This is a genomic window from Cellulosimicrobium sp. Marseille-Q4280, from assembly GCF_943181405.1.
GTDB lineage: Bacteria > Actinomycetota > Actinomycetes > Actinomycetales > Cellulomonadaceae > Cellulosimicrobium.
Map to the genome: position 1 here is coordinate 206,696 of NZ_CALPBY010000009.1, position 8,478 is coordinate 215,173.

Here is an 8,478-nt window from a genome sequence, read left to right on the forward strand (position 1 = left end):
GCCGACGGCGGTGCGACGTGCCGCCGTCGTGCCCGGGTAGCGTGGGGCGCATGACGAGCGTTCGCCCCGAGTCCTCCGCCGTGCCCGTCCCGACCGCGCAGGACGAGGTGGTGGGCATCTGCCAGGACCTGCTGCGCATCGACACGTCCAACTTCGGCGACGGGTCGGGACCCGGTGAGCGCGCCGCGGCCGAGCACGTCATGGCCCTGCTGCACGAGGTGGGCCTCGAGCCCGAGCTGTTCGAGTCCGCGCCGGGGCGCGCGAGCGTCGTCGTGCGGCTCGAGGGCGCGGACCCGACCCGTCCCGCGCTCGTGCTGCACGGGCACCTCGACGTCGTGCCCGCGCAGGCGTCCGACTGGTCCGTCGACCCCTTCGCCGGGGAGGAGCGCGACGGGCTGCTGTGGGGACGCGGCGCCGTCGACATGAAGGACATGGACGCGATGATCCTCGCGGTCGTGCGCCAGATGGTGCGTGAGGGGCGCAAGCCCGCGCGCGACGTGGTCGTCGCCTTCTTCGCCGACGAGGAGGCGGGCGGGACCTACGGGGCGCGCTACGCCGTCGACCACCGCCCCGAGCTCTTCGAGGGGGCGACCGAGGCGATCAGCGAGGTGGGCGGCTTCTCCGTCGAGGTCGGCGGCCGGCGCGCCTACCTGCTCCAGACCGCGGAGAAGGGCATCGCGTGGCTGCGGCTCGTCGCCGACGGCCGCGCCGGTCACGGCTCGCAGGTCAACCACGACAACGCGGTGACGCGTCTTGCCGAGGCCGTCGCGCGCATCGGTACCCACCACTGGCCGTACACGCTCACGCCGACGGTCGACGCGCTCCTGCGGGGAGTCGCCGACCTCACCGGCCTGCGCTACGACGCCGAGGACCCGCGCAGCATCGACGCGCTGGTCGCGGCGCTCGGGCCGGCCTCGCGCTTCGTCGGGGCGACCGTGCGCCACACGTCGAACCCCACCCAGCTCGCCGCCGGGTACAAGGCCAACGTCATCCCGGGGCGGGCCGAGGCCACGATCGACGCGCGACTGCTCCCCGGGCACGAGGAGGACGGCTTCGAGCGTCTCCGCGAGCTCGCGGGCGAGCACGTGCGGATCGAGGCGATCCACCGGGACATCGCGCTCGAGGTGCCGTTCACGGGAGACCTCGTCGACTCGATGGTCGACGCGCTCGTCGCCGAGGACCCCGAGGCGACCGTCCTGCCGTACACGCTCTCGGGCGGGACGGACAACAAGTCGCTCGCGCGGCTCGGCATCACGGGGTACGGGTTCGCCCCGCTGCGCCTGCCCGGCGACCTCGACTTCTCGGGGATGTTCCACGGCGTCGACGAGCGCGTGCCCGTCGACTCGCTGCGGTTCGGGGTCCGCGTGCTCGACCGTCTCCTGCGCACCTGCTGAGACCGACGACGTGCTCCCGGCCGGCCGTCAGCGGTCGTCGAGGAGCGCCGCGACCGTCGAGCGCAGCTGCGTGCGGTAGCCCCCGCCGAACAGCACCGCGTGCACCGCGACCGGGTACACCTGGTGCAGCGCGACCCGGTGCCGCCAGCCCCGGGCCAACGGGTGCACCTCCTGGTAGCCCGCGACGATCTCGTCGAGGTGCGGTGCGCCGAACAGCGCGAGCATCGCGAGGTCGGCCTCGCGGTGCCCGCCGTAGGCCGCGGGGTCGATGAGCACCGCCTCCACGGCGGGGGCGGCCTCGCCGGACCCGGACGTCACCGGCGCGGCCCACAGGACGTTGCCCGACCACAGGTCGCCGTGCAGGCGCGCGGGGGAGTCGTCGAGCGCGGGCCGGGCGAGGTCCGGGAGACGTTCGGCCAGGCGCCCTAGGAGCGCCGCGTCGTCGGGCTCCAGGGCACCGCGCTCACGACCCTGCTCCGCGACGGGCGCGAGGCGGGCCTCGGCGTAGAACGACGGCCAGTCCGCCCAGGCGCCCGTCGGCAGGGGCAGCGAGTCGTCGAGCGGACCGAAGAACCCGTCCCCGTCCCACCCGGCGGGCGGTGCGCCCCAGGCGGGCGCGCCGGCGTCGTGCACGACGGCGAGGCGTCGCCCGAGGGCGCGGGCGGCCGACGGCGTCGGGCGGGCGGGCTGCAACCGCTCGAGGTCGAGGTGCGTGCGGCCGACGCCGCGGACCTCGACGACGCGCGGGCCGCCCGGCACGCGCAGCCACGCGAGCCCGGCGGCCTCGCACGCGAAGAAGCCCTCCGGCGCGTCGGCCCGGGACTTGGTGAACAGGTCGCTCACGCGTCCCACGGGACCCGTGTCACAGCGTCGAGCGCACCCGGATGATCTTGCGCCGCAGCCACACGCGGCGCTCGCCCCCGACGTACAGGCGCGTGCGGGCCAGCTCCCACCGGCCGTACTCGGCCTCGTCCGTCAGCAGCCTGGTCGCGTCGGACCGGCTCGTCGAGCGGTCGATCGTCAGGACGCGGTACTCGTACTGCCCACCCTGCGCGACCCTCTCGGGCCGCCGGCGTGACGTCGACCTGCTCTCCACGTGTCACCGTCCTCGTTCCGCTGGTCCGTCGGCGGCCGGACGTGGTCGGCCACCGGCGTCTTTCGAGTGCCATTGTGCCCCGCTCAGGGCTACCGTCAGGGTATGACCGCTGACCCGCGTGCCGCGCTCGACCGGTTCATCGCCGCGCTCGAGGCCCACTTCAACGCCGTCGCCGCCCGTCGGGGAGACGACGACCCGTCCGTGGACGACGCCTACTACGTGCTCGCGGACGCCTTCGAGGTCTACGACGAGGCGCTCGGGCAGGTGCACGGGGAGGCGACGCCGTTCTACCTCGCCGAGGAGGACGACGAGGACGACGACGAGGACGCGGACGACGACGAGGACGCGGACGACGACGAGGACGCGGACGACGACGAGGACGACGCGCTCGACACGATCGACGACGACGAGCTCGCGGGCGAGCTCGAGACGGACGGGGCGCGCTGACCCGCGGTCACCACCGCTCGGGGTAGCCGACCTCGATCTCGCTCACGTCGTCGAGCGCCGCGCACACGGCGCGCGGCAGGACGAGGTCCGTCGCGTCGAGCGACGCGCGCAGCTGTGCGGGCGTGCGGGCCCCGACGACGGCGCTCGCCACGGTGGGCCGACCCAGCAGCCAGGACAGGGCGACGTCGAGCGGCGCTCGCCCGAGGCCCTCGGCAGCGGTCACGACGGCCTCGACCACGCCCGAGGACCCGTTGTCGAGGTAGGGCTCGACGAAGGCCGAGAGGTGCGGCGACGCGCCGCGGGAGTCGGCGGGCAACGACCGGCGGTACTTGCCCGTGAGCACCCCGCGGCCGAGCGGTGACCACGCGAGCAGGCCGAGTCCCAGGGCGTCGGCGGCGGGCACGACCTCGCGCTCGGCACCGCGCTGCAGGAGCGAGTACTCGACCTCGACCGCCGCGAGCCCCACGTCGTCGGTCCCACCGAGGAGCGCCGCGGCCTGCGCCGTCGCCCACCCGGGATGGTTGGAGAGCCCCACGTACCGCGCGCGGCCCGACGTCACCGCGTGGCGCAGCGCGGAGAGCGTCTCCGTGAACGGCGTGCCGGCGTCGGGGGCGTGGACGAGGAACAGGTCGACGTGGTCGGTGCCCAGCCTGCCGAGCGAGTCGTCGAGCGAGTCGAGGAGCGCGCCGCGCGACGCGTCCACGACCGGTCCCGTCGGGGTGTGCCGCACGCCCGCCTTGGTGCACAGCAGGACGTCCCGGCGGGACACCTTGTTCCCCAGCAGGGACCCGAGCAGGGTCTCGGCGTCGCCGTCCGCGTACGACGCCGCGGTGTCGACGAGCGTCCCGCCGGCGTCCACGAAGTCGCGCAGCTGCTCGCCGGCGTCGAGCTCGTCGGTGTCGCGGGCCCACGTCATCGTCCCGAGGCCGAGGACGGACACGCGCAGGCCGGTGCGGCCGAGCTGGCGGAGTTCCATGGGAGCCGAGGGTACCGGCGCGCACACGCTCGCGCGGGTCGGGCGCGCGCCGTCGGACGCGGACACGGACAGGTTCACCCGGTGGTCCGCGCGGCACCCTGCGGCCGGTATCGTGGCCGCTCGTGAACGCGTGGGAAGCCGTCCTCCTCGGCCTCGTCCAGGGCCTGACCGAGTTCCTCCCGATCTCCTCGAGCGCCCACCTGCGCATCGTCGGGGAGCTCATCGGGTCCCAGGACCCGGGTGCGGCCTTCACGGCCATCACCCAGATCGGGACCGAGACCGCCGTCCTGCTCTACTTCCGCCGGGACATCGCGCGCATCTGCGTCGCCTGGTGGCGGTCGCTGCGCGGCGACCACGGCACGGACTGGCGTTCCCGCATGGGCCGCGGGGACCACGACGCCCTCATGGCCTGGTACATCGCCCTGGGCTCGGTCCCCATCGTGGTGCTCGGCCTGCTGTTCCAGGACGCCATCGAGAACACGTTCCGCAACCTCTACCTGACGGCCCTCATGCTCGCCGTGTTCGCGCTCCTGCTCGGCTGGGCGGACCGCGTCGGCGCCAAGCGTCGCGCGCTGCGCGAGCTGACGCCGGGGCAGGCGGTCGCGTTCGGGTTCGCGCAGGCGCTCGCGCTCGTGCCGGGCGTCTCGCGCTCGGGCGGGACGATCACGGCCGGGCTCCTCATGGGCTTCACGCGCGAGGCGGCGGCCCGCTACTCGTTCCTCCTGGCGATCCCCGCGGTGCTCGGCTCCGGCTTCTACCAGCTCGTCAAGTCCGCGGGGGAGCCCGTGCCGGGCGCCCCGGGCGCCGGGGCGACGCTCATCGCCACGCTCGTCGCGTTCGTCGTGGGCTACTTCGTCATCATCGCGTTCCTCAAGATCGTGTCGACGTTCAGCTACACGCCGTTCGTCGTCTACCGCCTCGTGCTCGCCGCGCTCCTCGTGCTGCTCCTGCTCACGGGCGTGCTCGAGCCCGGCGGCACCACGGCCCCGACGCCCTGACCACCGTCCGCGGGACGGCGGTTCAGAGCCAGCCCGCGCGCCGGAAGACCCGGTAGAGCACGACGCACCCGACCGCCATGAGCGCGAGGGCCATCGGGTAGCCGAGCGTCCACGCCAGCTCGGGCATGTGGGCGAAGTTCATCCCGTACACGCCCGCGACGATCGTCGGGTAGACGAGGATCGCCGCCCACGCGGAGATCTTGCGCATGTCCTCGTTCTGCCGGACCGAGACCTGCGACATGTGGACCTGCAGCATGTCCGAGAGCAGGTCGTCGTGGGCGTCGAGGTGCCGGTCGATGCGCTCGACGGTGGACACCAGACGTTCGAGCACGCGCCGGTCCACCCCGAGGTGGTCCGGCACGTCCGGGTCGAGGAGCTCGGGCAGCTCGGCGGTGACGGGCAGCAGCGCACGCCGCGCCTCGGTGATCTCGCGCTTGAGGTCGTAGATGCGCTGGACCGGGTCGGCGCGCCGCTGCTCGAAGACGAGGCGTTCGGTGCTCGCCACCGCGTCGCCGAGCTCGAGCTCGACGGCCGACGCCGCGGAGACGACGGCCGTGACGGCCGCCGCCGTGACGCGCCGGACCGCCCCGCCGCGGGGCGCGCCCGGACCGCGCAGGCGCTCGAGCATCGCGTCGTGCGTCCCGGCTCCACCGTCCTCGGCCGTGAGCACGACGCCGGGCCCCACGAGCGTCGCGAACGCGCCCGTGTGCACCTGGCGGTCGTGGGGCGTGTACCAGGCCGTCGGAGTCATGATGAGGAGCCAGTCGTCCGCGACGCGCTTGACCAGGGCGAGCGGGTGCCGCGCGCGCAGGTCGTCCGGCCTCGGGCTGCCCGCGACCGCGCCCGCGTCGGGGGCGAGCCCCGCCGCGGCGTCGTGCAGGGTCTCGACATCCGCCAGGCGCACCCACGTCGCCCGGTCCTCCGCCCCCGCGGCGGCGTGCCCGCGCAGCAGGTCCGCGACCGGGTCGACGGAGGCGGGGTCGAGCGGGCGGGCCTCGCCGCCGCCCGCGTCGACGTGCCATGCGGCGATCGGCCGCGGCGCGGCCCCCTCTCCACCCGTCGCGTGCGGGCCGGGGGGCGTGGGGTTCGTCACGTCCGCATTGTCGCGCGCCACCTGGGCCCGCGCCCGTGCGGGACACCGGCGCGTGGCGTGCGACCGGGCCGTTATGGTGGTCGCGTGCACAGCTGGCCCGCCCCGCAGATCCCCGAGCTCCCCGGCCGTGGCCGCCCCGTCCGGGTGCACGACTCGACCACCGGCGAGCTCGTCGTCGCCGCCCAGGGCGACACCGCGACGCTCTACGCGTGCGGCATCACGCCGTACGACGCGACGCACATCGGCCACGCGAACACCTACGTCGCGTTCGACCTCCTCGTGCGCGCCTGGCGCGACGCCGGGTACCAGGTCACGTACGCGTCGAACGTCACGGACGTGGACGACCCGCTGCTCGAGCGCGCCGCGGCCACGGGCGTCGACTGGCGCGCGCTCGCGACGCAGCAGATCGCGCTCTTCGCCGAGGACATGACCGCGCTCGGCGTCGTGCCGCCCGACGTCTGGGACGGCGCGGTCGAGAAGATCCCCGCCGTCGTCGAGGCGGTCTCCGCGATGCTCGCGGAGGGGACGGCGTACCGCGTCCCGGTCGAGCCCGGCGCGGGAGGGACCGACGCCGGCCTCGGGGACGTCTACGCCGACCTGTCGGCCGACACGGCGTTCGGCTCCGTCTCGCGCCTCGGGCGCGACATGATGGAGCGGCTCTTCGCCGAGCGCGGGGGAGACCCCGACCGGGACGGCAAGAAGGACCCGCTCGACCCGCTGCTGTGGCGGCGCGAGCGACCGGGCGAGCCGGCGTGGGACGGTGGCGTGCTCGGCACCGGCCGCCCGGGCTGGCACATCGAGTGCTCGGTCATCGGACGCGACGGGCTGGGGCTGCCGTTCGACGTCCAGGGCGGCGGGGCGGACCTCCTGTTCCCGCACCACGAGATGTCGTCGTCGCACGACCGCGTGCTCTCCGACGGCGCCGCGCCGCGCGTGCACGTGCACGCCGGGCTGGTCGCGTACGAGGGCCAGAAGATGAGCAAGTCGCTCGGCAACCTCGTGCTCGTGTCGAACCTGCGCGCGACCGGCGTCGACCCGATGGCGATCCGCCTCGCGCTCCTGGCCCACCACTACCGCACCGAGTGGGAGTGGACCGACGACGACCTGCCGGCCGCCGCCGCGCGGCTCGAGACCTGGCGCGACGCCGTCTCCGGGAACGGCGGCCCCGACGCGACGGCCATGCTCGACGCCGTGCGGGCCGCGCTCGCCACCGACCTCGACGCCCCCGCCGCGCTCGCCGCGGTCGACGCGTGGGCCGCGGAGTCGCTGCGACCCGGCCGCGACACGACGGCGGACGACGAGGGCGCGCCCGGCGTCGTCGCCCGGGCGGTCAACGCCCTGCTGGGCGTGCGGCTCTGACCGCTCGGTAGCCGGCGGCGGTCCTAGACGGTGGGGCCCTTGCCCCGCTCGCCGGAGCTGCCCGGGTCGCGCCGCCGCAGGTAGCGCTCGAACTCGCGCGCGATCGCCTCGCCGCTCGCCTCGGGGAGCTCGGCCGTGTCCTTGGCCTCCTCGAGCTGCTGGACGTACTCGGCGATCTCGGTGTCCTCGGCCGCGAGCTCGTCGACGCCGTGCTGCCACGCCTGCGCGTCCTCCGGCAGCTCACCGAGCGGGATCGCCTCCGAGACGAGCTCCTCGACGCGCGCGAGGATCGCCAGGGTCGCCTTGGGGGACGGCGGGTGCGCGACGTAGTGCGGGACGGCCGCCCACAGCGAGACCGACTGCATGCCGCGCTCCGCCGCTGCGTGCTGCAGGACCCCGACGATGCCCGTCGGCCCCTCGTACGTGCTCGGCTCGACGTCGAGCACGGCCTGCAGGCCGACGCTCTCGGACGTCGCGGTCATGGGGATCGGGCGGGTGTGCGGAACGTCGGCGAGGAGCGCGCCGAGCGTCACGACCGTGCGGACGTCGTGCTCGACCGCGATGTCGAGGAGCTCCCGGCAGTAGCTGCGCCACCGCATCGACGGCTCGATGCCGTGCACGAGGACCACGCGACGACCGCTGGGCGCGATCGTCGCGGTCGCGATCGTCGTGGTCGGCCACGTGATCTCGCGCCGGCCGTCCTCGTCGGTCGTGACGACCGGGCGGTTCACCTGGAAGTCGTGGTACTCCTCCGGGTCGAGCTCGTCGACGTCCTCGGCCCCCCAGACCTCGTGCAGGTGCGCCAGCGCGGACGTCGCGGCGCTCCCCGCGTCGTTCCAGCCCTCGAACGCCGCGATCATCACGGTCTGGCGGGCGCCGTCGTGCGCGTTCTCGCTCATCGCCCCAGCCTATGCGGACCGGCCCGACGTCGGCGGGAGAGGTTCGCCCGTGGCGTACCTGCCCGCCGCGTAGGGTGGGAGCCGGCCGGCGCCGCGGCGCGGCCTGCGCACCGCCCCCCGCCCCCGTCCCTTTTTTACACCTCCCAGCCCACGAGACTCAAGCCAAAGCCGTCTGTCGGCCTCTTCTTGCAAAAAAAAACAATTGCGCCCAATACG

The 8,478-nt window shown here is 74.7% G+C and carries 9 protein-coding genes; 4 read left to right on the forward strand and 5 right to left on the reverse strand.

The genetic code is table 11. The features are described 5' to 3' along the window. Window positions 1–50 precede the first annotated feature (50 nt). Complete coding sequence (locus tag NFS20_RS21665; RefSeq protein WP_251153850.1) at window positions 51–1,394, forward strand: M20/M25/M40 family metallo-hydrolase; 1,344 nt, start codon at window positions 51–53, stop codon at window positions 1,392–1,394. A gap of 27 nt (window positions 1,395–1,421) precedes the next feature. Here NFS20_RS21665 and NFS20_RS21670 read toward each other — a convergent pair whose 3' ends face one another. Then, complete coding sequence (locus tag NFS20_RS21670) at window positions 1,422–2,237, reverse strand: fructosamine kinase family protein (RefSeq protein WP_251153851.1); 816 nt, start codon at window positions 2,235–2,237, stop codon at window positions 1,422–1,424. A 19-nt stretch (window positions 2,238–2,256) separates the two neighbouring features. Next, window positions 2,257–2,490, reverse strand: coding sequence for a DUF5703 family protein (locus NFS20_RS21675; RefSeq protein ID WP_251153852.1), 234 nt, complete (start codon window positions 2,488–2,490; stop codon window positions 2,257–2,259). Between the two features lie 102 nt (window positions 2,491–2,592). On the opposite strand from NFS20_RS21675, the gene NFS20_RS21680 reads away from it, so the two are divergent. Then, entirely contained in the window at window positions 2,593–2,937 is a 345-nt protein-coding gene (locus tag NFS20_RS21680; protein ID WP_251153853.1) for a primosomal protein, read from the forward strand. A 7-nt stretch (window positions 2,938–2,944) separates the two neighbouring features. Here NFS20_RS21680 and NFS20_RS21685 read toward each other — a convergent pair whose 3' ends face one another. Next, the gene (locus NFS20_RS21685; RefSeq protein WP_251153854.1) at window positions 2,945–3,913 is read right to left on the reverse strand and encodes an aldo/keto reductase; all 969 of its coding nucleotides are present in this window, start codon (window positions 3,911–3,913) and stop codon (window positions 2,945–2,947) included. Between the two features lie 122 nt (window positions 3,914–4,035). Here NFS20_RS21685 and NFS20_RS21690 point away from each other — a divergent pair, with 122 nt between their 5' ends. Continuing rightward, window positions 4,036–4,911, forward strand: a complete 876-nt coding sequence (locus tag NFS20_RS21690; RefSeq protein WP_251153855.1) for an undecaprenyl-diphosphate phosphatase — start codon at window positions 4,036–4,038, stop codon at window positions 4,909–4,911. A 22-nt stretch (window positions 4,912–4,933) separates the two neighbouring features. Here NFS20_RS21690 and NFS20_RS21695 read toward each other — a convergent pair whose 3' ends face one another. Continuing rightward, on the reverse strand, window positions 4,934–6,004 hold the full coding sequence (locus NFS20_RS21695) for a CorA family divalent cation transporter (RefSeq protein WP_251153856.1): 1,071 nt from the start codon (window positions 6,002–6,004) through the stop codon (window positions 4,934–4,936). 84 nt (window positions 6,005–6,088) lie between these two features. Between NFS20_RS21695 and mshC the strand changes: the two genes are divergently transcribed. After that, complete coding sequence (mshC, locus tag NFS20_RS21700; RefSeq protein ID WP_251153857.1) at window positions 6,089–7,363, forward strand: cysteine--1-D-myo-inosityl 2-amino-2-deoxy-alpha-D-glucopyranoside ligase; 1,275 nt, start codon at window positions 6,089–6,091, stop codon at window positions 7,361–7,363. A 23-nt stretch (window positions 7,364–7,386) separates the two neighbouring features. Here the strand turns inward: mshC and NFS20_RS21705 are convergent, their stop codons facing one another. Continuing rightward, window positions 7,387–8,262, reverse strand: a complete 876-nt coding sequence (locus NFS20_RS21705) for a PAC2 family protein (protein ID WP_251153858.1) — start codon at window positions 8,260–8,262, stop codon at window positions 7,387–7,389. Window positions 8,263–8,478 lie beyond the last annotated feature (216 nt).